The organism is Bittarella massiliensis (ex Durand et al. 2017) (assembly GCF_001486165.1).
GTDB classification, from domain to species: domain Bacteria; phylum Bacillota; class Clostridia; order Oscillospirales; family Ruminococcaceae; genus Bittarella; species Bittarella massiliensis.
Window position 1 is genome coordinate 283,605 of the sequence record NZ_LN908976.1, and the last position, 24,116, is coordinate 307,720.

At 53.3% G+C, this 24,116-nt stretch carries 34 protein-coding genes and 1 tRNA gene; 8 read left to right on the forward strand and 27 right to left on the reverse strand.

Annotation, left to right across the window (positions count from 1 at the left end; genetic code table 11):
- Positions 1 to 138 precede the first annotated feature (138 nt).
- The 6 genes from BN3266_RS04790 to BN3266_RS04815 all read right to left on the reverse strand — a co-directional run bounded on the left by BN3266_RS04790 (position 139) and on the right by BN3266_RS04815 (position 5,481).
- Positions 139 to 1,257: a phage major capsid protein gene (locus tag BN3266_RS04790; RefSeq protein ID WP_059004195.1), complete on the reverse strand. Its 1,119-nt coding sequence runs from the start codon at positions 1,255 to 1,257 to the stop codon at positions 139 to 141.
- Positions 1,258 to 1,259: 2 nt separating this feature from the next.
- Entirely contained in the window at positions 1,260 to 1,895 is a 636-nt protein-coding gene (locus BN3266_RS04795) for an HK97 family phage prohead protease (protein ID WP_059004197.1), read from the reverse strand.
- The gene (locus tag BN3266_RS04800; protein ID WP_059004200.1) at positions 1,882 to 3,063 is read right to left on the reverse strand and encodes a phage portal protein; all 1,182 of its coding nucleotides are present in this window, start codon (positions 3,061 to 3,063) and stop codon (positions 1,882 to 1,884) included. The genes BN3266_RS04795 and BN3266_RS04800 overlap by 14 nt, the downstream gene beginning before the upstream one ends.
- A 22-nt stretch (positions 3,064 to 3,085) precedes the next feature.
- Positions 3,086 to 4,732: a terminase large subunit gene (locus BN3266_RS04805; protein ID WP_059004202.1), complete on the reverse strand. Its 1,647-nt coding sequence runs from the start codon at positions 4,730 to 4,732 to the stop codon at positions 3,086 to 3,088.
- Positions 4,725 to 5,063: a hypothetical protein gene (locus tag BN3266_RS04810; protein WP_059004205.1), complete on the reverse strand. Its 339-nt coding sequence runs from the start codon at positions 5,061 to 5,063 to the stop codon at positions 4,725 to 4,727. The genes BN3266_RS04805 and BN3266_RS04810 overlap by 8 nt, the downstream gene beginning before the upstream one ends.
- Before the next feature lie 115 nt (positions 5,064 to 5,178).
- Positions 5,179 to 5,481, reverse strand: coding sequence for an HNH endonuclease signature motif containing protein (locus tag BN3266_RS04815; RefSeq protein WP_059004206.1), 303 nt, complete (start codon positions 5,479 to 5,481; stop codon positions 5,179 to 5,181).
- A 70-nt stretch (positions 5,482 to 5,551) separates the two neighbouring features.
- Between BN3266_RS04815 and BN3266_RS04820 the strand changes: the two genes are divergently transcribed.
- Positions 5,552 to 5,779, forward strand: coding sequence for a helix-turn-helix domain-containing protein (locus BN3266_RS04820; protein ID WP_059004209.1), 228 nt, complete (start codon positions 5,552 to 5,554; stop codon positions 5,777 to 5,779).
- 574 nt (positions 5,780 to 6,353) lie between these two features.
- On the opposite strand, the gene BN3266_RS04825 is transcribed toward BN3266_RS04820, so the two are convergent.
- From BN3266_RS04825 to BN3266_RS13760, 19 genes are all read right to left on the reverse strand, one after another.
- Entirely contained in the window at positions 6,354 to 6,824 is a 471-nt protein-coding gene (locus BN3266_RS04825; RefSeq protein ID WP_059004211.1) for a hypothetical protein, read from the reverse strand.
- A 173-nt stretch (positions 6,825 to 6,997) separates the two neighbouring features.
- Entirely contained in the window at positions 6,998 to 7,240 is a 243-nt protein-coding gene (locus BN3266_RS14525) for a DUF551 domain-containing protein (protein ID WP_059004213.1), read from the reverse strand.
- Between the two features lie 806 nt (positions 7,241 to 8,046).
- A complete protein-coding gene (locus BN3266_RS14220) occupies positions 8,047 to 9,114 on the reverse strand; it encodes a DNA cytosine methyltransferase (protein WP_059004214.1) in 1,068 nt (355 codons plus the stop codon).
- Positions 9,102 to 9,521, reverse strand: a complete 420-nt coding sequence (locus tag BN3266_RS04845; RefSeq protein ID WP_059004218.1) for a 3D domain-containing protein — start codon at positions 9,519 to 9,521, stop codon at positions 9,102 to 9,104. Before BN3266_RS04845 ends, BN3266_RS14220 begins: the two co-directional genes overlap by 13 nt.
- A complete protein-coding gene (locus BN3266_RS04850) occupies positions 9,518 to 9,703 on the reverse strand; it encodes a hypothetical protein (RefSeq protein WP_059004220.1) in 186 nt (61 codons plus the stop codon). Before BN3266_RS04850 ends, BN3266_RS04845 begins: the two co-directional genes overlap by 4 nt.
- Positions 9,700 to 10,068, reverse strand: coding sequence for a peptide chain release factor family protein (locus BN3266_RS04855; RefSeq protein ID WP_059004222.1), 369 nt, complete (start codon positions 10,066 to 10,068; stop codon positions 9,700 to 9,702). Before BN3266_RS04855 ends, BN3266_RS04850 begins: the two co-directional genes overlap by 4 nt.
- A 2-nt stretch (positions 10,069 to 10,070) precedes the next feature.
- Positions 10,071 to 10,415 (reverse strand): RusA family crossover junction endodeoxyribonuclease, encoded by a 345-nt coding sequence (locus BN3266_RS04860; RefSeq protein WP_059004223.1) that lies wholly within the window; start codon positions 10,413 to 10,415, stop codon positions 10,071 to 10,073.
- On the reverse strand, positions 10,415 to 11,053 hold the full coding sequence (locus BN3266_RS04865) for a hypothetical protein (RefSeq protein WP_059004226.1): 639 nt from the start codon (positions 11,051 to 11,053) through the stop codon (positions 10,415 to 10,417). Before BN3266_RS04865 ends, BN3266_RS04860 begins: the two co-directional genes overlap by 1 nt.
- 9 nt (positions 11,054 to 11,062) lie before the next feature.
- Positions 11,063 to 11,872 carry an ATP-binding protein gene (locus tag BN3266_RS04870; protein WP_082671664.1) on the reverse strand — a complete coding sequence of 270 codons (810 nt, stop codon included), beginning with the start codon at positions 11,870 to 11,872 and terminating at the stop codon, positions 11,063 to 11,065.
- Positions 11,802 to 12,509: a hypothetical protein gene (locus BN3266_RS13755; RefSeq protein WP_059004229.1), complete on the reverse strand. Its 708-nt coding sequence runs from the start codon at positions 12,507 to 12,509 to the stop codon at positions 11,802 to 11,804. Before BN3266_RS13755 ends, BN3266_RS04870 begins: the two co-directional genes overlap by 71 nt.
- A 12-nt stretch (positions 12,510 to 12,521) precedes the next feature.
- A complete protein-coding gene (locus BN3266_RS04880; RefSeq protein WP_075109682.1) occupies positions 12,522 to 12,917 on the reverse strand; it encodes a single-stranded DNA-binding protein in 396 nt (131 codons plus the stop codon).
- A gap of 13 nt (positions 12,918 to 12,930) precedes the next feature.
- Entirely contained in the window at positions 12,931 to 13,194 is a 264-nt protein-coding gene (locus BN3266_RS04885; protein WP_059004233.1) for a hypothetical protein, read from the reverse strand.
- Positions 13,191 to 13,721: a hypothetical protein gene (locus tag BN3266_RS04890; protein WP_059004235.1), complete on the reverse strand. Its 531-nt coding sequence runs from the start codon at positions 13,719 to 13,721 to the stop codon at positions 13,191 to 13,193. Before BN3266_RS04890 ends, BN3266_RS04885 begins: the two co-directional genes overlap by 4 nt.
- Positions 13,702 to 14,328 (reverse strand): Sak single strand annealing protein, encoded by a 627-nt coding sequence (locus tag BN3266_RS13445; RefSeq protein ID WP_021661134.1) that lies wholly within the window; start codon positions 14,326 to 14,328, stop codon positions 13,702 to 13,704. The genes BN3266_RS04890 and BN3266_RS13445 overlap by 20 nt, the downstream gene beginning before the upstream one ends.
- A 372-nt stretch (positions 14,329 to 14,700) precedes the next feature.
- Positions 14,701 to 15,210: a helix-turn-helix domain-containing protein gene (locus tag BN3266_RS04905; RefSeq protein WP_059004240.1), complete on the reverse strand. Its 510-nt coding sequence runs from the start codon at positions 15,208 to 15,210 to the stop codon at positions 14,701 to 14,703.
- Positions 15,211 to 15,214: 4 nt separating this feature from the next.
- Positions 15,215 to 15,409, reverse strand: a complete 195-nt coding sequence (locus BN3266_RS14045) for a hypothetical protein (RefSeq protein WP_059004242.1) — start codon at positions 15,407 to 15,409, stop codon at positions 15,215 to 15,217.
- 157 nt (positions 15,410 to 15,566) lie between these two features.
- Positions 15,567 to 15,902 (reverse strand): hypothetical protein, encoded by a 336-nt coding sequence (locus tag BN3266_RS04915; protein WP_059004245.1) that lies wholly within the window; start codon positions 15,900 to 15,902, stop codon positions 15,567 to 15,569.
- A 46-nt stretch (positions 15,903 to 15,948) separates the two neighbouring features.
- Complete coding sequence (locus tag BN3266_RS04920; protein ID WP_059004246.1) at positions 15,949 to 16,185, reverse strand: hypothetical protein; 237 nt, start codon at positions 16,183 to 16,185, stop codon at positions 15,949 to 15,951.
- 97 nt (positions 16,186 to 16,282) lie between these two features.
- A complete protein-coding gene (locus tag BN3266_RS13760) occupies positions 16,283 to 16,438 on the reverse strand; it encodes a hypothetical protein (RefSeq protein WP_154668981.1) in 156 nt (51 codons plus the stop codon).
- A gap of 296 nt (positions 16,439 to 16,734) precedes the next feature.
- Between BN3266_RS13760 and BN3266_RS04925 the strand changes: the two genes are divergently transcribed.
- A complete protein-coding gene (locus BN3266_RS04925; RefSeq protein ID WP_059004248.1) occupies positions 16,735 to 17,118 on the forward strand; it encodes a hypothetical protein in 384 nt (127 codons plus the stop codon).
- Between the two features lie 193 nt (positions 17,119 to 17,311).
- Here BN3266_RS04925 and BN3266_RS04930 read toward each other — a convergent pair whose 3' ends face one another.
- Positions 17,312 to 17,557 carry a helix-turn-helix domain-containing protein gene (locus BN3266_RS04930; protein ID WP_059004250.1) on the reverse strand — a complete coding sequence of 82 codons (246 nt, stop codon included), beginning with the start codon at positions 17,555 to 17,557 and terminating at the stop codon, positions 17,312 to 17,314.
- 169 nt (positions 17,558 to 17,726) lie between these two features.
- Between BN3266_RS04930 and BN3266_RS04935 the strand changes: the two genes are divergently transcribed.
- From BN3266_RS04935 to BN3266_RS04945, 3 genes are all read left to right on the forward strand, one after another.
- Positions 17,727 to 18,092 (forward strand): helix-turn-helix domain-containing protein, encoded by a 366-nt coding sequence (locus tag BN3266_RS04935; protein ID WP_059004253.1) that lies wholly within the window; start codon positions 17,727 to 17,729, stop codon positions 18,090 to 18,092.
- A 526-nt stretch (positions 18,093 to 18,618) separates the two neighbouring features.
- The gene (locus BN3266_RS04940; protein WP_059004255.1) at positions 18,619 to 19,584 is read left to right on the forward strand and encodes a 3'-5' exonuclease; all 966 of its coding nucleotides are present in this window, start codon (positions 18,619 to 18,621) and stop codon (positions 19,582 to 19,584) included.
- 108 nt (positions 19,585 to 19,692) lie between these two features.
- Positions 19,693 to 20,799, forward strand: coding sequence for a tyrosine-type recombinase/integrase (locus BN3266_RS04945; RefSeq protein WP_059004257.1), 1,107 nt, complete (start codon positions 19,693 to 19,695; stop codon positions 20,797 to 20,799).
- Positions 20,800 to 20,858: 59 nt separating this feature from the next.
- On the opposite strand, the gene BN3266_RS04950 is transcribed toward BN3266_RS04945, so the two are convergent.
- Positions 20,859 to 20,940 (reverse strand) — tRNA-Leu (locus BN3266_RS04950).
- A 167-nt stretch (positions 20,941 to 21,107) separates the two neighbouring features.
- On the opposite strand from BN3266_RS04950, the gene BN3266_RS04955 reads away from it, so the two are divergent.
- The 3 genes from BN3266_RS04955 to rbsD all read left to right on the forward strand — a co-directional run bounded on the left by BN3266_RS04955 (position 21,108) and on the right by rbsD (position 24,055).
- On the forward strand, positions 21,108 to 21,785 hold the full coding sequence (locus tag BN3266_RS04955) for a response regulator transcription factor (RefSeq protein ID WP_059004258.1): 678 nt from the start codon (positions 21,108 to 21,110) through the stop codon (positions 21,783 to 21,785).
- On the forward strand, positions 21,772 to 23,334 hold the full coding sequence (locus BN3266_RS04960) for a sensor histidine kinase (protein ID WP_059004260.1): 1,563 nt from the start codon (positions 21,772 to 21,774) through the stop codon (positions 23,332 to 23,334). Before BN3266_RS04955 ends, BN3266_RS04960 begins: the two co-directional genes overlap by 14 nt.
- 325 nt (positions 23,335 to 23,659) lie before the next feature.
- The gene (gene rbsD, locus BN3266_RS04965) at positions 23,660 to 24,055 is read left to right on the forward strand and encodes a D-ribose pyranase (protein ID WP_059004262.1); all 396 of its coding nucleotides are present in this window, start codon (positions 23,660 to 23,662) and stop codon (positions 24,053 to 24,055) included.
- Positions 24,056 to 24,116: the final 61 nt, after the last annotated feature.

The following is a 24,116-nucleotide window of genomic DNA, read 5'->3' on the forward strand; positions in this document are numbered from 1 at the left end:
CCAAAAATTCGGAGATTATATCAGCCTTTGCAGTTTTGCGAATGCTATAACCTAAGTTAGACGCCAGGGACTTGATTTGGCTGATGGTCATTTTTCTCAACTCCCCTGCGCCAAACTCGCTCTGGAGGCTATAGCCATTTACCCCTCGCTGGTCACCGTCAGCTGGGCGAAGGAATCCGGGTCGATCAAAGCGCCAGAACCGCGAGCATATCCGGAGTAGGTGGTCACGTGCTTTTTAATGTCTTTGTCGCTCTCGATCATAATGTCCTGGATCATATTGTAGACCACTCTGCGGCCGTCGCCAATCAATACGACATTGTCGGCTACGGCATCCTCGACCTTGATTTGAGCGCCCAAGATGACCCCTTCTTGGCCAGCCTGAGCAGATGGCTGGAAGATAGGGCGACCGGTGGTATCGACCATCCCAACCAGATGGTTATAGATGGTGGCGCGGGTAGCATACACAGACACGGCCCCAACTCTTTTCAATTTCCCAAACAGAGCGGCCAGCTCCTTGAAGGTAATGGCCCCATTTGCGGCGCTGTTTACCTTGTTCCCGGCGGCCATGTCAGTGCCAATCTGCGAAATCACATCAGAGGCCATAGCATCTCCAAGGCTTGCGCTGATTTCATCAATCAGGTACCGCTCCAGCGCGTCGATGCTCATTCTCTCCATGGCATAAGAAATGTCCACATGCTTGGAAAAATCCTTTCCAGACAAGGTGACCTTCACGAAGGTGTTCTGCTCATCATCGTTCGCAGCGTTTTCAGCCACAGTTTTTGCCTCGCCCTGGGCAACGGCGGTGTGCTTTACCACGTCCAAGATAGTCCCGGTCCGGTAGATGGTGATGTCCCCCATAATGGAGTGGCGCTTAGAGACCAAGTCCCAGATGCTGTCCAGCATGGTGGTAGGCAGAGGGGCGGAGGTGTTTGCAGTGGTATGGACAAAGGCCGCCCTCTCTTCCTTGTTCATTTCAAGGCCGAGCAAATCTTTCAGGAAGGCGCTGCGGTATTCTTTGCTTTCCGCGCCACCTACGCGCTCTTCGCGCATTCCGCTAAATACGCGAACAGGGGTGCCAGAGCCGTCAGAAACTTCCTGACGCAACTTGGCTCGCTTCTCTGCGGCATCGTCGATTCCTTTCATCTCGTTTTTCAGGGTACGCACCTCTTCGGTCAGGGCGTCAATGTCGGCGTTCTCATTGTCCATCTCACCGCGGATAGCGGCGAGGCGGGCTTCGATCTCTTCTCTTCTGTTCATGTTCATACCTCCAGCATAAGTTTTAATTTTTTGATTTTACTCGCCCGTTCCAGTCTCTCCGCCTTGATTTCGCCAATCACTCCGTCGGCAAATCTCCGGGCGCTGATCGACGTCATGTCATTGGCCGGGGTAGACACGGCGCTGACGTCGTACAGCTTTGAAATTTTGATTATGGTCCTGGTTATAATTTCCAATCCGCTTTCTCTGTCAAATACGCTTTCTCTTTTATCCTCTGCAACCACAAACCCGAACGACATCTTGTCAGTGTAGCCACCTTCGATTTCCTGGTATAGTTGTCGCCCAATGTCTGTTCCCCCGAGGTTTGCGGATACTTTTAACCCAACAGTGTCCACAGTCAGGGCCAGGGTACCATTTTTATTTCTAGCAAAAACGCGGCCGCCATGGTCATACTGCATAATTACATCACTCATGTCGCATTCCGAAAAGGCGGTTGGCGCAATCTTCTCAAATACCCTATAATCATTCCCGTCGAACAAAATATATGATTGGTCAAAAGTCGTTGCATATCCTTCCACAACCATCTCCTCGGCGTCATCGGAGGCTTTGGCCGCCATTTTCATTCCCCTGTATTCTCTGCCATCTTCCAGTCGCCGGATCTGTCTGTCATTTAGCTCCACTCGCTCTATCTCCTTCCTTCCCTACGTTTCCGTCTGCGCCCAGCAGATAATATTCTCCTCGGATGGTGTATGCCTGGCCCTGGCCGTCCGGCAACGGAGGCAAGTTCCAGATTTCGCGAATCTCGTCCCGGTTCATGATCCCCCGGTCTGCCATCTGAGCCGACACATTCAGCTTTTCGGTATTACTCATATATTGTAGTCGGTTGGCGGTAGCCATTAAAAAAGAGCCAGATGCGCGCTCTCGCTCTGTGAAAAGCATTTTGGTGACTACATCCGAAAACTGGACGGCAAACGGCTCAATAGCCCCCTCGTAAAACGCGCTCCAGGCGTCTCCATAGGCCTTGTTTTGCAAGACTTCCTCATTTACCCCAAAATAGTCGAATACATTTTTGCGAATGATTGCCATCTGTTCAGCGTCTACTACGAAGGGAGCACCTTTGATTTGTTGAATTTCTGAATATGTGTTTGGGAACAACAGCACTCCGCCGTCTCCGCCTTGTAAGTTTTCCCGCGTAAACCGTTGGCGTTCTTTCGCCAAATCTTCCGTTTTTGAAAAGTTGTTGACTTTAGCCATGAACCGGAAAGTCGCCGCGCTTTTTACTGCCTCTGTGATCCCTTGGTTCTGAATGTTGATAAGTTCCATTGTTGGAGCCAAGGCCAGGTTGTCCTCTCCGAAAAAGTCATCTGCATACTGAAATTTTGTCATAACCCCGCAATGCCGCATTTCTACGCTGGCATATTGGCCGGCCTGAAATTGATACCTAAGCCACGGTTCTCCCCCGTACTGGACGATTTCGCATTGAATTGGCAAAATTGGAAAGATCCCGCTCATTTCCAAATAATCATCTATCACCGGGACAATAAAGGCGGTGTTGTTTACATCCAGAATAGTAGATAAACGGTACAAAAATTGCCCCCACGTCTGCCATTCGTTTGGCCCCGTCCTGAGCCTTGCCTGGAGTTTTGGTTTTGCCGCGCCGTGCGCCTGCACAGACAATTTGCTGATATGGGTGGCCCTGGCATTGATTGCCGAACGAACAAGTTCGCTTTCATAGATTCTGCCGCCCCATGTAGTAAATGCCGGAGAATACGCTGTAAGGGTCTTGAAAAATCCGTCCGATTCCCCTCTGGGCGAGGGCCGCTTAAATATTTTTTCAAATAGCCCCATTCTTTTCCCCCTCTATTTGGTTCTACTCATTCTTTAGCTGTTCCCCAATTTCCGAATAGTATTTTTGGCGAACCGTCATCGCGTCCAACAGCGCCGCACACCCATCTATGTGAGCTGCGGCGTTCATTTTTATGGGCTTGCACCGGCCGCTCTCGGGCTCTGTCTTCATGGCGGTGTCAAGCAGATGCACTTTCAGCAGATCGTTGTCCCCGATGGAAAAGGCTCCATCTCGTATAAGGCCCTCTGTCTCTCTGATGACCGGAGTTAAGTTAAACCCCTGCCAAACGTCGTCCATGTGAAACCCGTATGCTCTCATGTCTTGGACAAGGTATTGGGCGGTGTATCGGTCATACCCGACTTTCAGCGGATAAATTTGGTATTCTTCCACCAGCATCTTGAACCAGTTAAAGCAATCATGATAATCTACAAAGTTATCTCCCGAAGGCTTCAAAATGCCGCGCTGAACGTAAGCGGAATACGGCATCCCATCTTTTATGGTCGCCTCTTCTATTCGCTCTGCCGGTAAAAAGAATTGCGCAAATACATATAGCCTTCCGTCTTTTTCTATGATTGCTGTGCATGCCGTTAGGTCTGTGGTGCGCGAAAGGTCGATTCCGCCAACGCAGTAAGAATCCCGGAAATCGTTCAGGGACATCGCCGGCCCGCTTGCCTTTTCCACGTCTTGTGCTGTGAGCCACGCCTGGCTGCTGTTTTGCTTGATGTTGCAGTATTTCGTGAGAAACTCCGCTTTTTTGGATAGGCTCCCTTCTGCCACGGCAATCTCTTCCAGCAAATAGTCAACCGACACCGAAACCCCTAGGTTTGGGTTTGACTTTCTCAACTCGTTTATGTCATTCCACCTTTGTAGATCATCAATCATGTAGAGGAATGGGGCAAGCCTTCGCTCCCTGCTATCGCCAAGCAAAAAACGGGTGCACCTCTTGATAAGCTCATCGTAAATCCCCTCATTGATATACCCAGATGTGGAAATGGACAAGAGGATCGGCTGCTTTCTGGCGCCAAGAGCGGATTTCATGACTTCATACTGTTTCAAACCATTGTCTCCTGGCCAGCTTGAAATTTCATCGCAAACCGTGAGGTGCGGATTGAATCCGTCCGCCTTTTTGGCGTTGAAAGCTAGTTTTTTTACACTGCTGTTGCTGCTTTCGATGTAGTAGTCTGATTTTCTTCGTTTTATCAGCGCCGCCAGCTCTGGCTCTTTCTGAATCGTTTGCCAAAACGCCGAATAGACAAGGTCGGCTTGATCGAGTTTTGGGGCCACGCAGAATACTTTTGCACCGTATTCCCCATCTAGAAAAACGCAGTAGGCAATAATTGCCGCCGCAAATAGGCTTTTCCCATTTTTTCTGGCCACAACGATAACAACTTCTCGAAATTGCCGAAATCCATCTTCCCCCACAATTCCAAAAATCACAGACACAATGGCTTTTTGCCAAAGCTCCAACTTTAATAGGTCGTCTCTTCCCTCGCAGTGATGACAAAACGTCTCGATGAATTTAACTGCTCTGTTTGCCTTTTTTTGGTCAAAGAAAAAAGATTGGTCTCCTAGCCCGCGCACAATATATTCAAAAAATAGGCGAACCCATTTCCCAACCACCGCGCTTCCATCCTGGATGGCCTGGTAGTATGTGAAGATATAGTTATCCATCCTTCATCATCTCTGCTAATTTGCTTTTTGCTGCGCTTGGAGGCGTCAGTTCATTCAGCTGCTTGATGATGCTTTGGTAATTTTTGTCGGTCGATGTAAACAATCGAGCTGCCGGCCTCTCCCGTTCATATGGTTCGGTCCTTTCCGACTGGGAGAACATCTCCACTTCTCCGTTCTTCTGGATTTCCGCCCACAGCTGGTCTAGCCGAACTCGGAGACGAGCCGCTTGTACAATCAGCCCTTGAGCAACAGCGAATTGGTTTTGAGGAAGGCCTTTGTAAATATCGGTAAGTCTTTTGATCTCTGACTGTTCGGTAATAGGTTTTGCCATTTCTCGCTCCTTTCTGGAGAGGCAGGGGGATTATACGTTCGAGAGAGAAAAAAAGAAGTCCACCCACCGGTCTCCTGGCATTATCTGTTTATTTTTGATAGGGGGGGCTATCCCCTCATCTCTGCAATTCTATCGTCACCCTTCCTGCCGGATCCACCTTGTATCTTCTTCTTTTCCCATGCGCTTTTCCGTGACAGTCTCTGCACAGTAGCTCTAGGTTATCCCAGGCTAGGGCTATACTGGGGTTGTCAATATTCTCCGCCGTGAGTTCTTGCTTGTGGTGAACAATTTCCCCCGCCTTGTATATCCCCTTGCGCAGGCACTCTTCGCACAACCACCCCGCGCTTGCCGCATAGGCCGAACGGGTCATCTGCCATATTTTTGACTTGTAAAATCTCTCTGCGAATTTCTTTGCCATATGTCTGATCCCCTCATGATTTTACTCGACTTTATATGCCATATTATATATAGCGAAAGGAGGAGAGCAAATGCCAGAAGTTTCTAACTTCTACGGGATTTTGGTTATTGACCAATTGGTCAAGGAACGAAAACGCCAAGGTGTCACCCAGCAACAACTTTCTGCACTCACCGGGATAAATCAGACCGCCATATCTCGAATCGAAAGCAAGCGGATTTCCCCAACAATCCAAACCGTTGATATTCTGGCAGATGCGCTCGGATGCTCACTTCGCCTTTCCAAAAAAGACGCCAAATAAGTCGGTGTCTTTTTCTTTTCCCCTAATCCCACCCCTCCAGCGTCTATGCGAATCGCTTGCGCTGGCACGCCCGTTGCCCAAAAATGGACACGAAAAAGCCCACACCGTCAGGTGCAGGCTTGAATTGTCGGCCCACCCAGCCTAATGAATACCCCGCGTGCTGAACGTAAGGCTTCGACTGGGCAGGCATAATCTTCCGGCTACTTTTTAGTCTCCGTCGGTGGGGAGACAATCTCAATCACGTCAGACACTTATATCCCGCTGCTGACACGCGGCGCACATGCTTTGGACAGTGCTCACCCTTCCAGTTCCCATGGAATAGGGGCCTGCTGGCGGGTCTGTAACCCTGCGCTCTGCCAGCTTTGGCATTTGGCGGGCAAACCGTCCTCATGCAGACGGCCCGCCCATAAAACCCGCCGTCTCGCCTGTCCCCGGATATTGGGGAGGCTACTGCGGCGGGCTGATTAACTGGGCCGGTGCGTTCCGGCCATTGTGTCCAAGCAAGGCGCGATCCATCCTCACTTGGCCCACTATACACATTTTAGCAGGTGTTTTGGCTGCACAGTCCGCGATTTCAGATAATCCCGAAAATTTTTGCAACATCCGCCAGGAAATCTGTGCGTCGGTCGTAGAAGTTGCTTCTCCCCAAAAAATCCACCCCCAAAATCTCGAATGGGTAATTGCGCCCGCTCTCGCAGTTGAGCAAGATCGCATTGGTCAGCTTCCGCCGCAGCTCCTCGTCCTGGAGGTCATTGCCAATCAACAGCTTGGCCTTGTCCACGGCTGCCACCCGGCGGGCATCTGGCGACCGCTCCAACCTTTCCAGGGCCTGCTGCATATTTTCGACCGGCCTCCCGACATCTGAGGAGTGGGGGTAATACTGGCGGCAGGTCTCGTCCCCTGCCACATACTCCCCGAAGCTACACGGCGTCGCCAGAATGACATCCTGCCGGGCAGCCATGTACCTGCGGAGGGATGCCTTGTACCCCCTCACAATCCACAGGGCCTGCTGCTTGATGTCGTCGTCAAGGGTCTTTTTCGCCATCCTCCGCCTCCTTAATCCGAAATACTCTGTACCCCCTGATTGTCCCCGATTTCTGACGGCACACCGCTTGGTATATGTAGCTCAACGGCACTCCGAGATACTGCGCTACCTCCTTCGCCTTACCCACGCACAGGGGCAGCTCCAATTCGTCCGCCGTGGTCGCCATGTAGAGGTTATAGGGTGCACCCATAGTCCTCCGCCTCATCTTCTGGAGGGTCTGGCAACGGCATCCAGTGGGTGACCTCCCCGGGAGAGCATCTCCACATCCAATTTCCGCTCGAACTTATCCACCTCTCCTGTGTTCGGAGGGTTACCCCGTTTTTGTTTTTGATGGCCACCAGCACCTTGACCTTTTTGCGGCCTTGGTTTTCGGTCATCTGCTCCGGCATCATGTCTTCGCACTTAATCCACATCATTTTTCCACCCGCTTTCTGTTTCTCCAATATCCCTCTGGACTGTACATTTTGCACAAATACGCTCTCAACCAACTATGAGGGAGGCGATTTGACCCATATTTGGTTTTTGCCCGGCATTCCATCTCTAATTCTGGGTATTCAGCATGATTGTGTTCGCAGTATCTGCAACTTTTGTGCTTTTTCCTGTATTCTTCAACCGTCATTTTTATCCTCCATCCTCGCCCCGCAGTTGGGGCAGCACATACTCCGCCACTCGTCTGGCTTGTACCTGTCACAGTGAGAGCATACCAGCCCGCCGGTGGGGTGCTCAATCCAGTGGCCGTGCGGCTGCAGGTCTTTGGGGTCGATGGCGGGGCAATTATCAAGCAGAGCATCAATTGCCAACCGGTGTACTGGATTAGGCCAGCACTCTGCCGCAAAGCGCTTTGCTTCGTCTGCATCAATCGGTCTCATAGTCTTCCTCCTCTCTCGGTACCCAAGAACTGCAATACTCGTCCTTTCTGCACGATTGCCCAAAAATTTTAGATTTCCAGCAATAGCATGTCGTTTTAATCCAATATCTACACGTCTCGCACCGGCCAATCGGCGGGGCATGGCGGGTATTCCAGTCGGCGAGAGCTTCCCCTTTCGTTCCACCTGCCACCGGAGCTGTACACATACTGCAACCAGTACATGTCACAACCGGGTTCCCCAAAAACACGGATAGTCTTGCCACTCCCCCGCAGCATGGGCATGGCAGCACAATCCCCTGCCGGGTGCACTCCTCCTGCGCCTCCCTGTCGCCCAGCAGGGCGCGTCTGATTAGGTCATTCATCTGGTTCCTCCTCAAAATGGTGCGCCGTCACCGCCATCGGGGAATCCTCTATCTCGCTCGCCCATCTGGCGGTCCCTGGCCCGCTGATGGTCTCCCAAATCAACGGAAATCCGCCGATGCCGTCAAACAGGCTGCCCAGGGTGGCTCCTCTCCCGAGCTGGTCCAGGATGCCTTGCAGCACATACTCTGCGCATGGCAAGGCGATGGAGTTGCCCAGGGCCTTGTATCTGGCAGTGTCCACCGCCTGTCTGGTGCGCCCCTTGCCGTCTATGTAGTCCGGGATGTCTGTCCAGCCGTCTGGGTAGCCTTGGAGGCGTTCACACTCTAGTGGGGTCAGACGGCGAGCAAACCCTCTGGTCACAAGGTACTGGTCATTCCGGCAGGACAGTGTTCCCGTGCGTTCCTCCTGTACCAGCGGCCCCTTCCCGCCGCCTGGGCAGCCTCCCCTCTCTCTGATCGTGTAAGCCAATCCATCATCTGGTCGTAGTGCTCCGCCTGCCAGCGCAGCACCTCCTCCAGCAGTGGCGGCAACGGCTTGCCCTTCTGCTCGGCCCGCGCCAAAATTCCTCGGCAGGCGGTCGCGCTCAAATAATATTTCGGCGGCACGGTGGCCTCCAAAATCGACGACAAGGTAGATGCGACGACGACGCTGGGGCACTCCCCAGTATTGCGCGTCCAGTATTCTCCAGGCAATCGAGTAATCGTTTCCCATGATCTCTCCTGCGGTTGTCCATTTCCCCGCAGGTCGATGGATAGGTACGGTTTCTCCCGCGACGGCGGCGAGTTCTTGGAGGACCGCGAGGAAGTCTTCTCCTTTGGCGCTGGACAGGGCTCCTGGAACGTTTTCCCAAACAGCGAAAGTTGGATACTCATTGTCTGTTGCCTCCCTCATTTCTCGGATAATTCTTGTGGCGGCGAAAAATAGTCCACTGCGCTCTCCGCCAAGACCCGACCGACCGCCGGCAATCGATAGGTCTTGGCACGGGCTCCCGAATGTGATGACGTCCACCGGCTCGATTTCCTCGCCGTTGATGCGGGTCACGTCCCCTAGTTGGAGCATATCCACACCCCCTTGTGCTGCACTCCCCATTCCACCGCCTCCCGGTGGCTCTCCACCGCGAGGTCAATTTTGCGCCCCTTGATAGCCCCGCCGGTGTCCTGTACCACCCGCTCCCCGATGCCGTCTATGTAGACCCGCGCCCCCAGCGGCAGCACGTCCGGGTCTGCGGCGACCGTCACTCCCGGCGTCACCGGCTCCCCACTGGCAGTGGTAGGGTTTCCGCCGCAGATGTGTGGGTACTGCTCCGCGCAGTAGGCGTAGACCGCAAACTCACCGGCGAAAATTCGCTGTTGAGATTCCACATGAGCCATCACCGGCTCCGGCGATCTGGGTTCGGTGGCAGTCGCCGGCCGCTGGATGGTGAGCAGGGCCAGCAGCATGATCAGGTACTGGGCCGCCTCCCTCACGATTTCCAACCTTCCAGCATCACCGTCTCTTCCTCCGGCTCCACCCAGCGGACTGGCAGGTTGACCTCATAGAGGCTGCCTTCCATCTTGTTCAGCTCCCCTTTTTCGAGCACCCGCCGAAACCTCACCTCGGCTCCCGCTGGCATATTGCCCAATTCGTTCATCAATTCATAGACTTTCATTTTTTGCCCTCCTCAATTTCTGCCCACTGCTTTCCATCCCACTGCTCGATTCGCAGGTTTTCTGGGCGCATCATCCTGTCAACCTCTTCCTTTGTTGTTGCTTTTATCCCCATTACTTCCGCGCATTTTGCCTTATGCCAACGCACAAACTCCGGTTTTTCTAACAGTCGTCTAAACGCCTTTTTCAAATTTTGGTGGTAGCTCCTCTCCTCTTGGCACTCCGCGACCGCCCCACTTTCTGGGTGGATAATGCGGCAGGCAGACATGGTTTTGTTTCTTTTTTGCCCACCCTTTCCAGAGCCTTTGAAAGGCTGCACAACAAAATCGCCCCTCTTTTTTGACAGCGAAAATAGCAATTCGTCCATTGTTATCTCTCCTCGATCTCAATCTCCGTCCTTGGATTATCCTTGTCCTTCCGCGCCTCTAGCCGAAGTGAGACACAAAAAAAGCTGTCGTCCTCCAACACCCCGCAGCGCACCAACCCGTCCAGGATCATCTTGCCGCTGTAGTTGTCCGGGTCTCTTCGGCGGGCATCCTTGAAATAATAGCAAATGGTGACCACCGCTCGGTAAATCGGCTTCTGCGGGCGTGGACGGCAGTGCAGCGCAATCAGGTCTGCCCACCGTCTCTTTTCGGTCTGGTATTTCCACCGCGCGTCCCGCCCTATGTAGCGATTATTGCTGGGCGGTATCTCTGGGATTGTGTAGACCATCACACTGCCTCCAATGTCAGCCGCAGGGTGTACCGACCCTCCGGCACCTCTGCGATCATTCGGCCAACTTGTCTGACGTCCACCCCATCTTTGCCGTCCCACTCAATCGACACGAGAGGCCGATTTTCGCCTCGATAAGGCGCATATCTGCCGTTTCTGGTATCCGTTTCTGCCTCTCCTATTTTCGCGCCTTCCTGGGCTAATTTCAGGGCCTTGTAGTTTTCTGTGGCTGCTTGCACCTCCTCCGGGGTAAGCTCGCTGGCAATGTGCTTGAGCGCGGCTCCAATCCCCAGGCGCTCAAACTCCTTGCACGCGGTCAGTCGGGAACATCCCAGCAGTCTTGACATTTTGCCCGCTGACCAGATACCATAGTGGGCGGCCCAGTAGCGCAACCGCTCGTGCTTGTCTCCCTCCGACAACTGCTTGTAGACGGCCCATTTAAGCGGCTGGGCCATATTGTCCAGCACCAGGGCTCCTGGCTTGGTGTATTCTCTCCGCTCTTGGGCGGTCATGGTATCCACCGGCGTTTTGACCGCCCCTCTCGGGCCTCGCTTGGACGGGGCCTTGTGGCGGGCCCCACTGCCGGTGCTCCTCTGCTCGCGGATGCTGTCCGCGAGGTCTTTCGCAATTTCGTTCATGCTGTCCTCCTATTTCAGCCGGTAATTTTTGGCTTTGTCGGGTGAGAGGGAGAGCTGGTATCCTCCCGCCTTGGTTCGCTCGTAGACGCGGCTTCCCACCGCCTCGTCAATGTCCAACAGGTCGTTCATGGTTTTTTCGCTGGAAATGATTGTGTACAATTCGCGGTTGTTGTAGCGGTAGTTGAGCAGCTCAAAGGCGATGTTGACGTCCGCCGCCGAGGGGAATTTGCCCTTCTCGGCCTTGAAGAGGTCGTCTATGTACAGGACGGGAACGGTTTTTAGCGGGGAGATAATGGCGTTGTACTGCTGATCGTCGGTGACGCAGGCCTTGAGCTGGACTACCTCGTCCCGCCAGAGCATGTATTTTGCTGCCATCCCTCGGCGCATCAGCTCGGTGGTGATTGCCGTGCAGATATGGGTCTTTCCGGCCCCAACCTGCCCGCCGAAGTACCACCAGCGGGCATCCTCGTCCGCCAGAAAGCGCTTGGCCGTCTCCATGACTTTGCCCTGCCAGGGCTCCCGGGTCTCGTAATTTTTAAGCGTGTAGAGGTCGACCACATCCCGCAGGCCGCTCCGTTCGATGCGCCAGAGGCTTTTCCGAGCGGCCATGCACCGGCACTCTCTTGTTGTTACATATCCGTTGATGATTTCCATGACCGAGCCCTTGTTTTTGCAGATGGGGCAATCCACTCCATCTAGCGCCCCGGACTTGCTGTTGTAGACGTCACAGCGGTTTTGCAGCATCTGCTCATAAGTCCAGACCGTTTTTGATTCCCCAGTCAGTTTGAGGTTTTTGAGCGCTTCTGCCATCGCTTCCATCTTTGCGTCTCCTCTCCCAATTTCTCACAGCTGCTTTCCAGTCCTTCATTGGGGCCTTCCCAATTCGCCAGCCCTTGGCGATGTAGTAGTCCACAAATGCCTCTGGGTCGATTTGGTAGCCCTTTTCCCGGCAGTAGTCCCGCACCTCGAAAACCGACGGTTGTTTGAACTTGGGGGCTGTGGCCCCTTTATATTTTTTATCTATATCTGGTTTACTATCTGGTTTATTATCTGGTATTGGTTCGCCCGTTTGGGCAATTTGATTTGCCTGTTTGGGCAAATCGTGTTGCCTACTTGGGCTGATCGTTTTGCCCTCTGTGTAACCCCCATAAATTTCCAAAACATCGTCTCCAAGGGCGTACCAGTTGGTGTGGTCGTAACCAGACTTGTTGTAATTGCCCTTGACGATCGCACCAGATGCAACGCACTTGTCTATGATTGTCCTAATCTGTTTTTGCGAGAAATAAGGGAACAGCTTTGCAAGGGCGGAAACGCTATTATAGGTCCAGTTGCGACCGTCGTAGAAGTGCCGCCCGTTTGCCTCGTTTTTGAGAATCCAAAAATACAGATTATGGATAAACACCGCCGCAGGAAGGCCGTAAACGCAGGCAACATCCACGTTGAAATTGTGTTCCATGTCAACGCCCCCTTAAAACGGCAGGTCGCCGGGCACGTCCTCAAAGTCAACCAGCGGCGTTTTCGGGGCGTCCACGACCGGGCCGGATGATTTGTTCTCGCAAAAATGCACGTTGTCGGCCACGATCTCAAAGGCAGTGCGGTTGTTGCCGTCGCGGTCCTGATACTTGCGGGTCTGAATCGACCCGTTGACGGCGATCATGCTTCCCTTTTTGAAGTAGCGGCAGACGAATTCGGCGGTTTTGCGCCAGGCCACAACGTTGATGAAGTCGGTCTCGCGCTCCTGCCCTTGGCGGACGAAGGAGCGGGCCACCGCTACGGTGAAGCTGGTAACGGGCACGTTGTTGGGGGTCTGGCAAAGTTCCGGGTCGACTGTCAAGCGGCCCATAATTGCGGCTATATTAAGCATCTTGTAATCCTCCCTAAAGGTAGTTGATACCGAACTCTCGTCGGAAATCGTCTATTGTCTTGCCTTGCTCCTCCATCCACTTGCGCTGCCCGTACTGGTGGAGGGCAAGGGCGGTCTGTGCGTTGTGGTGAGCGCCCATCGGCGGCTCATTGTGACACCAGTGGCAGAGGCCGATCACAAGGCCGTACTGCTCGCTTTTCCGACGGCAGGAGCCCCCGAAAATATGGTGGCGCTCAAGCGGCAGCCAGCGGTGGCAGAGGGGACACTCGCCAATCATTGCCCGCGCCCCTCTGTCATCAAGGCCAACTGCTCCGGGGTGGCGGTCTCTATCCCCAACCCCTTGGCTTCCTCCACCACATCGTCCAGCAGCCGGGACATCTCGGCAGTGCTGTAAGCGCTTGATCCCCAGTAGGCCATCACTGTGACCCATCCATCCAGCCCCATGTCTGCGGTCTCTGCCACCCAGCCAATGCCTCGTGAGCGCCAGCGGCGGCACCATTCTGCGGCGGCGTCCTCCCGCATCGGGATAACATCAACCACCCCCACCCGCTTGATGGCGGCGCAGTAGACCTCCTCCTTGGTGGAGCGCACGGCCTTGGCAATCTGGTCGCATAGCGCCCACAAGTAGGCGTTGGCGTCCAGCGATCGCTTGCGCCGTTTGGGGCCAAGGACGGCGGTACAGTCTCCCGACATCTGGTCTACCCACCGGCGGGCCGCCGGGGCGTTGGCCACCTTGAGCATCAGCCAGCAGCCGTTACCGTCCCAGCACTGGGCCGCCGAAAAATCAAGCTCCAGCTGCTGCATCTGGCTTGCGCTCCAATCTCTGCATCACGCCCACGTACTGGGCCAGGGTGATGTCTTTGACGCTGTTGACGGGGGTCTCTGTCTTGCTGGACAACCAGTCGAGCATCCCCTCCACTGTCCAGCCGGTGCGCTTGATTTCGCCGAGGAGAGACGCTTGCTTGATCTCGTCGATTTTGGACGCATTGGCTTTCTTCTCCTCCTCCTTGGCCGCCTTCTGGGCGTCCTCCGGCAAATCCTCCCCGGCGTATATGTAGAGGCCCAGGCCGTGCCGGGCAAGCGCCTTGGTAAGACTGCGCTGGATGGCCTTGTTGACGTCGAAAGAGGTGACATTTTCAGCCAGGATGGACTTGTTGCGGTTGTCCATGACCGGCAGGTATTCGATGTGCTCAATCCCTGCTACGGTGACGCCGGTCTTGACCCAGCAGGTGCGCCCGTCGGTGTGGTAGTTCCAGCCGTCGGCGTTCTCGTAGATTCGGTACTGCGCGTCCGGATGGAGCTTTTTCACCTCTCCCCAGGCCCACGCCCAGGAGAGATAAGATAGGCCGTTTTTCTTCTCAATTTTGTCGCCCACATTTAAGGCGTTCAGCTCCGCGAAATAGTTCTCCATCAATCATTCAACCCCCTGTATTCCAAGTCTTTTTTGGCCTCCAAATACTCAAAAAAATAGTCATTGCCAAGACAATATGTTTGGGCCGCCCTGGGCCAGTCAAACCGCGTCTTCCGGAGGGTATCGGCTCCCAGTTCTCCGGAATCAAGGAGGAAGTCCAGAAAGTTGTGCCACTGATCGCGGCTCTCACTCACAAAGGCGGTCATATCCTCAAACTCCGCGTCCTCTGTGATGCTCTCGTGGAGACATCGGGTGCAGAGATGCAATCCGTCATACTCCCAGCGCGCTTCGTTTTCGCAGAGGTCACAGGCGGGCGGCTCCCAGAGGGGGGCATTCGGGCATCCAGAGGGGCAAATTGTCTGTCTACAAATATCACACATTGACTTTTTCGCTCCTATGGGTTAAGATAGTGTCGGAGACGCTATCTTTCTTTGTTTTGCCGTCCGCGATGTTTGTATCATCGTGGGCGGCCCTTTTCTTTACCGCCCGCAAATACCTCAAATTTAGGCACCGCAGGCAAAGGGCCGCAGCGTGGGATAGAGACTTCAACCCACAAACTCTGATTTTCACTCCGAGCGGGGCGTACTTGTTGGCTAGTTTTTGGGGCGTATCCGCCGTCAATCTATAAATTGATGTCCCAGGCCCTACTGGCGGCTTGGCCCGTCTTATAAACGAGAATTTGACCTCCTGCGTCGACAGTAGCTTCTCGCTGTCCAAAACCTTGCACATAATTTCGTGCTGGCGCGGTGTTGGAAGAGACTGGCCGGTCTCATACCTTGAGATTACAGGCACTGGTACGTATTCCCCAAACGGTCGAAGGGCGGCAGAAATATCCGCCTGTTTTAGTCCTTTGGCAATTCGCGCCTCTCTGTACTTTGGCATTCTCTCACCTCCCTTTCCTCTTTCTGATCCTCTCCGTCCTCTCAATCTCGATGACGGTTTTGGCGTTATAGCCATCCCTCCACTCCCGCTCCTTGCGCTTGAGCTCCTCTGCCGTCTGCTTGGCTTTGCGGTAGTGGATGCACCTGTCGTGATCCCAACACTCGTTGTGCTTGGGGCAATCCATACAGGGGTAGATCATCTTTTCGCCTCCCCTCTCCAGACCAACAGTGCCGCCACAATGCAGCCAAGGCCACAAGCAACAAGCCCAATTACGTGGGTCAGACCGGTTCCTGCGTCACTCATGCCGCCGGCTAATAGCAAGATCGCCGAGCCGATGGCGGTTAGTTTTGTGGGGGTCATGCTGTTTCCTTCCTTTCTTCCGCTTCCATGAGGCCAAGTGCCTCAATAAGCAGTTCCTTGGGGCTTTTTTGCCGCTCCCTTTTTGGGCGGCCTCTCTGCTTGTACTCCACACCATCTGGCGGGAAAACCACTGGAATTCGCTCATAAGGTTCCTTGATGATGTCCATGACTTGGTATATTTCTCGGATTTTCCAGGGGGTTCTCCCGGAGAGGCGGTCATAGATTGTTTGCTGGGTCGAAAAATCCATCAGCTCCGCAAAATACGGGAGGTCTATGCCGAGTTCCCGGAGTCTTTTCCGGAGGTAGCGGTATGTATCAAGGGGTTTGCCCATTGGTGTTCACCTCCTTTTCTTTCCGTTTCTGCACTATTGGTTTCCATCATCTCGCTACTGCTAAAGCAATAATCGATACCGTTGCAAATGTCGCCCAAACGCAAGCCACTATCGACGCGACTTGCAATTTCTCAATCTTTTCGATTGCGTCCGTGTAGAGATTAAAAACATAGGAAAGGGTTGTTATTTCCACCCCGTCAATCGAAATCGTGTTTGGCTGTGGGGTGTTCATCACCTCGATTTGGTCGACTTCCAATTTTATTTTGTGGTCCACGTCAGCCACCCTCCTCTCCTTCCTCGCTTCGGTCGGTGAAGCAACTTCCCAATACGCCGCTAAAAAACTAGGCTTCTGATTTCTCTTTTGCAAGGGAGAGATTGACCTAAATCTGGACATTCACTTTTAGGCCAGCGATGTTAGAGGCTAATTCGAGCGCCAACGAATTAGCCTCTTTCGCAAGTTCATTCAACTTTTCAAGCTTCTCGACCGCTTCTTCTACTCCAGATACAGATACCAAAACATCAATTTGCTTTTCCACGTTCTTCGCCTCCTTCCTTGCTTCGGCGGGGTTTTGTTCGTTTTGCCGGACTGGGTTTGATGGAAATCCCTCGCGGCAGTCAGATAAGAATTTGTTTTAAGATAACTAGCCCGACAATCCCGCCTGCGATGTACCAGGCAACAGATCTCCACCCGCTTAATGGGTCTTTCAATAATCTGCTCCTCCTCTTGTTATCTCCTTCCCCGCTTCGGCGGGGATTTTATTTGCCTGTATAGCTGGTTTGTGTTATCCTTTAGAGGCTATAAAGACGCAATTTTTACAAAGGAGAATTTATAATGCATTTCGATGCGTCCATAACCATAACCAGTATTATTGCTGTTTGCGCAATTATCTCTCCCATTGCTACCAGCTTGATCAACAATCATCACCAGAAGACCATGCGAAAAGTAGAGTTAGAATATGAGATCCAAAGAAATCTTGAAAAGCACAAAAAAGTAATCTTTGAAGATTTCATCCGTGCGGCTGGTGCGTGCATTTATTATTCCGATGGGGATGCTCTAAAAGAAATTGGAAAGCACATTTATGTTGTTCTTTGCTATGCCCCTGAAGAACTGGTTGGAGATATAAAAACGCTAGAAAATCAAATCAGGGGTTCGAATTTTGAAGAAGCATCCGAAAATTTGAAGATGCTATCCGTCAATCTCAGGCAAATAATGTGACGATTGTAAAAATAACGCACACCACTAGGACATACACCGTATAGATTGCAGATTGCTTTGGCGCAATTTTTTGCATCATAAAAACTCCCGCTAGCGCAATGAGCCATATAATTGCGATTATCATCGGATTCCCCTTTCTGCCCCCGCCATCAGGCGGGCTTTTCTTTTCCTTTTTTCAATTTCGCCGGGGTTTTTATGTCACTTTTTCACTTGGTTTTCCTCCTGTGGATGTTTTCTCGTGGCTGTCGGACAAAAACAGCTCGTCTTTAGCCAAATCGGGGAAAAAGTGTGATTGTATTTTTCTGACCTGTTCCCATGTGAACGGGCTCTCCCCATCAATTTTTTGCTTGAGCGATTTGGGCGAAATCCCGAGGTAATTGGCGATGGCGATTTTTTTAATCCCGCGAACAAGAATCTCGTCGTTTAGTCGTTTATACATTACCGTTGCTCCTTTCTCTTTATTCCATTGATGGAACTTCTAATCAGATTATAATTCCATAAAAGGAATTTGTCAATGAGTTTTAGGACAAAAAAATACCGTTTGCGGAATTTTTTGTTTGACTATAATGCGTCAAGCATCTATAATAATGGAAAGAGGAGGGCCAAAAATGGGCTTAGAAAAAATAGCTGAATTTCGTAAGAAAAAAGGGCTTAGCATAGACGATCTTTCACGCAAGTCAGGTGTCCCGAAGGGCACTTTGAGCAAGATTAGTGCAGGGATTACTAAAAACCCAAATCTGGAAACCCTGAAATCAATCGCCAGAGCCCTAGAATGCTCTCTCGACGACTTTGACGACAAAATAGAAAAAGCCCCCGCCTTGGCAGAAGAGCCAACGGCAGAGGCTTTTGAGCTGAAACTATATAGAGCGCTAGTTTCTGGCGGGATCATCCCACCCGGGGGAGACCTCACGGGCAAGCAGGTCGAAATCCTGGATGCCATTGCAACTATAATCGATGCAACCTTTGGAGATTGATTCGCACAGTGCATCAAGCGTCTTGCGAGAATGCTTCTTCATCATAATTCGTCTGGCTAGTTCTCTCACATTTTCAGGTACAGCTTCCATTTTCTTTCCCTCGCAATCTTTCCGCACTTGGTAGCATCTTCATAATAAAACATTTGTTCTTTTTTGTCGAGAGGGAAATATGCACAAATGAAACGATATAATATTGTAGCGTTTCGTTCTTCCCCTTCTCCTTTCTTGTCTATATTTTACAGTTGATTGTAAGTCATATCAATTAGACAAGTTGCACACGCAACCGATGCGCAAATTCTATGTTTTGCCATCTCCGGCAAAATGTATTTAAAAACGGCGGCAGGATGCTATTTTTCGACAACAATGCAAAATATTTTCTTGTGGATATACAACAGGTAAATATTGCCTTGCACAATGTTTCGCAAAACATGGAGAAGTTCAAATTTTAGCTGCGCCAACAAATCGGGTAATGGCACAAAAATGAAACGATCTATAATAATTTCTATATATTTAGGGGGTAGGCGTTATGAGCTATGGATTTCTTGCCGCTTCGATTGTTCTGTTGGTTTTATTTATTGTTTTTATTGTACAAACAGAAATAGAAGCCGCCTTAGGGGCGTTGGCTATCAGCGTTGTTCTATTCTTCTTTGCTCGGAAAAAGAAAAACGCCGTCAAGGGAAGTGGTAAAAAAACTCGCAAAAAAAGCCTTGAATCAGAGACCTTGCACGATGATCCGCAGGAGTTGGACAAAGAGGAAATTCTTGCTCAGAGGATTCGCTATATTGAGCAAAAAGAGAAAGAAAAGCTAAATGATATATATTCCATCAGCAGAATTAAGCCTATTCTGAGCGACATTCCAGTTAAGCGAAGGCCGGTTTCTCACATTCCAGAATTGACATTTAACAATATAACGCCTAAGGGCACATATCAAGAATTCGTTTCAGTTGATGTTGAAACTACGGGTCTTTCTGCGGCAAAAGACAGAATCATTCAAATATCCGCAATTCGATTTGAGCGCGGCGAAGCCAAAGAAGCGTTCACTTCTTTTGTGAATCCCGGCCGAAGCTTGCCCGATAACATTAAATCATTAACTGGTATTTCTGACGAACTTCTTCAAGAAAGCCCCAAAATAGACGAAATTCTTCCAAGCTTTGATAAATTTGTTGGCGGCAGCCCGTTGGTAGCTCACAACGCAGAGTTTGATATTAAATTCTTATTTGCTAGCGGGAGTTCTATACTAGACGAGAAGCGGAAAATATTTTGCACTCTAAAACAGTCTCAGAAAATGCTTAAAAAGCCTAAAATGAAATGGGATAAAGAATTAGAAAGTTACGAGCCAGACTATGACAGCGACTGGGATGTATACGACCATAAGCTTTCTTCGATATGCGAATATTTCAATATTATTCAGCCATCTGCTCACGATTCACTTATCGACGCTTACATGGCCGGAGAAGTGTTTCTTGAACTCATAAAATTAAAACAAGAATAAAAAAAGACCCGCCCAGCGGTAAGGCGCTGGACGGGCAACGAACAGAGCAGATAGTTTGGGAGCCATCTGCCCTGTCATTATAGCACAAATTGGCAGGAGGGAGCAACCATGAGAAAAAATGAAGCCATTTGGATCGAAAAAAGCCAACGCTGGCAAATCAAAGTTCAGAAGGATGGAGTACGCAGGGCATTTTACTCGCCTGACCCCAGAAAAAAGGGAAAGGCCGAAGCAGAGAGGAAGGCCGATCGCTGGCTTGAGACAGGAAGCCGAAAAGAGGCGGCCAGAATTGGCGCTCTCGCCAAAGAGTTTGCAGAGTACGAATCCGCCATGTACGGGACAGGAAACAACCGGCAGCACGAAAGCATATACCGCAACTGGATCGCCCCTAAGTATGAGCACAAAAAGGCGGCAGACATGACCCAGCAGGACTGGAAAAACATCATCAAAGACGCCTACACCGCCGGGAGAAGCAAAAAGACCCTGAAAAACATACGGGGATACATCACCTCGTTTTGCGGGTACATGGAAGATTGCGATGTACCGATAAAATACCCTAGAAAGCTAAAAATACCAGATGATGCGCCAGAACAGGAGAAGAACATCTTGCAGCCGTCGCAGTTGCGAACCCTGTTCACAGAGGACACAGTAACCACTCGCGGGAAGGTTGGGCCGTGTTTCCATATTTACGCCTTTCGTTTTCTCGCTGTCTCTGGATACCGGCCGGGAGAAATGTGCGGGTTACGGAAAACGGACCTCAAAAAAACATATCTGAAATTCACCAACAGCATTAACATATACGGGGAACTCACCGCCGGGAAGAATGAGCGGGCGCGTCGAAAACTCCCCAGAACCACATACATCAACACCCTTATCAAGCAGCAGATGGAGAACCTCAAGGCCCATGGGTTGGAGGATTGCCAATGGCTATTCCCGGACGCCGACGGTGAGCCCCTCAACCCCAAAAAACTATACAAGCGGTGGAAAAAGTACGCCGATCAGCACGGGCTAACATGCTCCCCTTATGAGCTGCGGCACACCTTCATTTCGGTGTCAAAATCAGCCGTGCCTGCGGAGCTGCTCAAGCTCGTTGTGGGGCACAGCGAATCCATGGACACCTTCGGGGTCTACGGGCATGAGGTAGACGGCGAACTCAAGCAAGCCGGGAAGCTGATAGAAGGAGTCTTTGACGGCATCCTGAAAAACGAAGTGGGTTAAAAAGTGGGTTACAAAAAGACAGAACCGCCTGACAAATCGCATTGTCAAGCGGTTCTTTTTGGTGCGGGAGATGGGACTTGAACCCACACTCCGAGGAACTGGCTCCTAAGACCAGCGCGTCTGCCGTTCCGCCACTCCCGCACACAGGGGCACAAGGCGGCCGGCGGCCGCCTTGTGCCCCTTTATGATACCCCACATTCCCCCGCTTTGTCAATCTCCTCCCCGGGCGAAAAGAGGGCCCCTTCACACGGGTTTCACATTGTGCCGATATGCTGTATAATAGCAGAAAAACAGGTGGAGGAGGGGTTTTGATGCGCCTATTGGTGGTCGATGACGAGGCGCGCATCCGCGAACTGGTGGCCAAGTACGCCCGGCACGAGGGGCACCAGGTGAAAGAGGCGGCCGACGGCGAGACGGCGGTGGCCCTCTGCCGGAGCGAGCCATTCGACATGATCGTGCTGGACGTGATGATGCCAGGGATGGACGGGTTTGCCGCCTGCCAGAAGATTCGCGCCTTCACCGACACCCCGGTGCTGATGCTCTCGGCCCGGGGGGAGGAGTTCGACCGCATCCGCGGCTTTGAGGCGGGGGTGGACGACTACGTCTGCAAGCCCTTTTCCCCCAAGGAGCTGATGCTGCGCATCGCCGCCATTGCCAAGCGGACCACCGGCGGCGCCGAGGGGGCCAAGAAGGACATCTACACCAGCGGCGAGCTGACGGTGGACTTCACCGGCCGCCTGGTCTACGTAAAGGGGGAACCGGTGGACCTCTCCCCCAAGGAGTACGACCTGCTCTTTTACATGGTGAAAAACCGGGGCATCGCCCTGAGCCGGGAGCGGCTGATCACCACCGTCTGGGGCTACGACTTCTTTGGGGACGAGCGGACCCTGGACACCCACATCAAGCTGCTGCGCCGCCAACTGGGCGACTGCGCCGGGCTGATCACCACCCTGCGCGGGGTGGGCTACCGCTTTGAAGACCGCTGACCGCCCCCGGCGCCGGGGCCGCCGGCGGCTGGGCATCAAGTGGAAGCTGCTGGTCTACCTGCTCTGCTTCGTGGCGGTGATGCTGGGTTGCCTCTGGCTGTTTCAGGTGGTGTTTTTGGAGAGCTTTTACAAGTCCATCAAGGAGCAAAACCTGAAGGACTGCCGGGCCCAGGTGGTGCGGCAGCTGGCCCGCCAGGAGAGCCCGGAGGACTTTCTCGCCACCCTGGCCCTAAAGGAGGGGGTGGCCGCGGCCATCTACACCACCCAGGGGCAGCTGCGATACAGCGTGGTCACCAGCCCCGGCGAGACCATCACCCGGCTGGGGAGCAACACCATCGACCAGCTGGCCGCCCAGATCGAGGCGTCGGGGGAGATCCTCTTCGTCTCCGCCCCCCGGCTGCAGTACAAGAGCTGGATGGCCGCGGACGACGGCGGGGGCTACCTCTTCGGCAAGAGCAAGTTCCCCACCCAGCTCTCCCCGCCCGAACTGAATATCCAGCCCCGCGACAGCACCATCGACAACATCCAGACCCTGATTTTGGGGACGGCGGTCTCCCTCCCCGGCGGGGAGGAGGGCTACCTCTTTTTGAGCACCGCCCTGACCCCGGTGAGCACCACCACCCAGACACTGCAGGTGCAGCTCATCTACATCAGCCTGCTGCTGGTGGCCCTCTCGGCGGTGCTGGCCCTCTTCCTCTCCCGGCGGATCACCTCCCCCATCGTCAGCATCAGCCAGACGGCCAGGGAGCTGGCCGGGGGCAATTACAGCGTCACCTTCCACGAGAGCGGCTACCGGGAGGCGGGCGAACTGGCCGAGACCCTCAACTACGCCGCCGGGGAGCTCTCCAAGGTGGACCACCTGCGGCGGGAGCTGGTGGCCAACATCTCCCACGACCTGCGCACCCCCCTGACCCTGATTGCCGGCTACGCCGAGATGATGCGGGACCTGCCCGGGGAGAACACCCCGGAAAACCTCAACGTGATCTTAGAGGAGGTCAACCGGATGAGCAGCCTGGTGACCGACGTCCTCGACCTCTCCCAACTGGAGGCGGGAGCCCAGAAGCTCACCCCCACCCGCTTCTCCCTCACCGAGCTGGGGCGGGAGACGGTGGAGCGGCTGGGGGCCCTGTTGGCCCCCCAGGGCTACCGGCTCATCTGGTCGGCCGACCGGGAAGTGCAGGTGCAGGCCGACGAGAACAAGATCTACCAGGTGCTCTACAACCTGGTCAACAACGCCGTCACCTACACCGGGGCGGACAAGGCCGTCTTTGTCAGCCAGACGGTGCGGGAGGGGATGGCCTACCTGCAGGTGCGGGACACCGGCAGGGGCATCGCCCCGGACGACCTGCCCTATATCTGGGACCGCTACTACAAGCAGACCGGCAGCCACAAGCGGCCCACCGTGGGCACCGGGCTGGGGCTCTCCATCGTCAAGGGGGTGCTGGAACTGCACCAACTGCCCTACGGGGTGGAGAGCAGCTCCGCCGGGACCACCTTCTGGTTCGCCATCCCCCTGGCAGAGGGGGATGCCCCCCCGGCCGATGGGTAGGGGCGGACAGATCCCCCCGAAGCAGGCCTTTCGCCGGGGGCAGGCTCCCCTGGGCATTCCTCCCAATTTTCCATCCCCTATCGGGAGCAGCCCCCAGCCCCGAAACGGCCTGTCAAAACGGGCCGTTTTTTCATTTTTTGCGCCAATCTGCCCAGGCGGAGACAGCCGGGTTTGGCCAAGCCGCCAAAATCGTCGGAAACGCCGGATTTGTTGGGACAAAACGGTTGCCAAATCGGCCAAATCGGCTATAATCAAAGGTGTGAAAAAACGGTTCGACAAAGGGGAGACATCCTCCCTGCCGCCGGGCTGAAAGGAGTGCGATGGCATGAAGAAAAAGGGAGTTCTCAACGCCCAACTGGCGGGGTATCTCGCCGGGCTGGCCCACAAGGAGTGCTTTATGGTCACCGACGCGGGGATGCCCATCCCCAAGGGGGTGCCGGTGGTGGATCTGGCGGTCTGCGGCGGGGTGCCCACCTTCCGCCAGGTGATGGACGCGGTCCTGGGCGAGGTGGAGGTGGAGCACTACACCGTGGCCAAAGAAATCGGCGAGCACAACCCGGTGATCTGGTCCTACATTCAGGAAAAGCTGCCGGGGGTCAGCCACGAGATGATCGACCACGTGGATTTAAAGGAGATGTCCAAGCAGATCAAGTTTGCCGTGCGCACCGGGGAGTTCACCCCCTACCCCAACGTGATCTTGCAGGCGGCGGTGGTCTATTGAAGGCGGGGACGGTGTCCTTCGCGTTGGGGCCAAACAGCAGCGGGCTGTTTGGCCCTTTCTT

Bases quoted from the DNA above. Each gene is read 5' to 3' on its own strand.
- BN3266_RS04810 (WP_059004205.1), bottom strand. From the start codon at position 5,063: ATGGCAAAACCTATTACCGAACAGTCAGAGATCAAAAGACTTACCGAT.
- BN3266_RS04820 (WP_059004209.1), top strand. From the start codon at position 5,552: ATGCCAGAAGTTTCTAACTTCTACGGGATTTTGGTTATTGACCAATTG.
- BN3266_RS04930 (WP_059004250.1), bottom strand. From the start codon at position 17,557: ATGTATAAACGACTAAACGACGAGATTCTTGTTCGCGGGATTAAAAAA.
- BN3266_RS04850 (WP_059004220.1), bottom strand. From the start codon at position 9,703: ATGAAAGTCTATGAATTGATGAACGAATTGGGCAATATGCCAGCGGGA.
- BN3266_RS14220 (WP_059004214.1), bottom strand. From the start codon at position 9,114: ATGCTCCAACTAGGGGACGTGACCCGCATCAACGGCGAGGAAATCGAG.
- BN3266_RS04885 (WP_059004233.1), bottom strand. From the start codon at position 13,194: ATGATTGGCGAGTGTCCCCTCTGCCACCGCTGGCTGCCGCTTGAGCGC.
- BN3266_RS04890 (WP_059004235.1), bottom strand. From the start codon at position 13,721: ATGCAGCAGCTGGAGCTTGATTTTTCGGCGGCCCAGTGCTGGGACGGT.
- BN3266_RS13445 (WP_021661134.1), bottom strand. From the start codon at position 14,328: ATGGAGAACTATTTCGCGGAGCTGAACGCCTTAAATGTGGGCGACAAA.
- BN3266_RS04915 (WP_059004245.1), bottom strand. From the start codon at position 15,902: ATGGGCAAACCCCTTGATACATACCGCTACCTCCGGAAAAGACTCCGG.
- BN3266_RS04945 (WP_059004257.1), top strand. From the start codon at position 19,693: ATGAGAAAAAATGAAGCCATTTGGATCGAAAAAAGCCAACGCTGGCAA.
- BN3266_RS04940 (WP_059004255.1), top strand. From the start codon at position 18,619: ATGAGCTATGGATTTCTTGCCGCTTCGATTGTTCTGTTGGTTTTATTT.
- BN3266_RS04800 (WP_059004200.1), bottom strand. From the start codon at position 3,063: ATGGGGCTATTTGAAAAAATATTTAAGCGGCCCTCGCCCAGAGGGGAA.
- BN3266_RS04825 (WP_059004211.1), bottom strand. From the start codon at position 6,824: ATGGCGAAAAAGACCCTTGACGACGACATCAAGCAGCAGGCCCTGTGG.
- BN3266_RS04860 (WP_059004223.1), bottom strand. From the start codon at position 10,415: ATGGTCTACACAATCCCAGAGATACCGCCCAGCAATAATCGCTACATA.
- BN3266_RS04790 (WP_059004195.1), bottom strand. From the start codon at position 1,257: ATGAACAGAAGAGAAGAGATCGAAGCCCGCCTCGCCGCTATCCGCGGT.
- BN3266_RS04935 (WP_059004253.1), top strand. From the start codon at position 17,727: ATGGGCTTAGAAAAAATAGCTGAATTTCGTAAGAAAAAAGGGCTTAGC.
- BN3266_RS13755 (WP_059004229.1), bottom strand. From the start codon at position 12,509: ATGGAACACAATTTCAACGTGGATGTTGCCTGCGTTTACGGCCTTCCT.
- BN3266_RS04815 (WP_059004206.1), bottom strand. From the start codon at position 5,481: ATGGCAAAGAAATTCGCAGAGAGATTTTACAAGTCAAAAATATGGCAG.
- BN3266_RS14045 (WP_059004242.1), bottom strand. From the start codon at position 15,409: ATGATCTACCCCTGTATGGATTGCCCCAAGCACAACGAGTGTTGGGAT.
- BN3266_RS04880 (WP_075109682.1), bottom strand. From the start codon at position 12,917: ATGCTTAATATAGCCGCAATTATGGGCCGCTTGACAGTCGACCCGGAA.
- BN3266_RS04865 (WP_059004226.1), bottom strand. From the start codon at position 11,053: ATGAACGAAATTGCGAAAGACCTCGCGGACAGCATCCGCGAGCAGAGG.
- rbsD (WP_059004262.1), top strand. From the start codon at position 23,660: ATGAAGAAAAAGGGAGTTCTCAACGCCCAACTGGCGGGGTATCTCGCC.
- BN3266_RS04855 (WP_059004222.1), bottom strand. From the start codon at position 10,068: ATGGACGAATTGCTATTTTCGCTGTCAAAAAAGAGGGGCGATTTTGTT.
- BN3266_RS14525 (WP_059004213.1), bottom strand. From the start codon at position 7,240: ATGATGTGGATTAAGTGCGAAGACATGATGCCGGAGCAGATGACCGAA.
- BN3266_RS04925 (WP_059004248.1), top strand. From the start codon at position 16,735: ATGCATTTCGATGCGTCCATAACCATAACCAGTATTATTGCTGTTTGC.
- BN3266_RS04905 (WP_059004240.1), bottom strand. From the start codon at position 15,210: ATGCCAAAGTACAGAGAGGCGCGAATTGCCAAAGGACTAAAACAGGCG.
- BN3266_RS04870 (WP_082671664.1), bottom strand. From the start codon at position 11,872: ATGGAAGCGATGGCAGAAGCGCTCAAAAACCTCAAACTGACTGGGGAA.
- BN3266_RS04805 (WP_059004202.1), bottom strand. From the start codon at position 4,732: ATGGATAACTATATCTTCACATACTACCAGGCCATCCAGGATGGAAGC.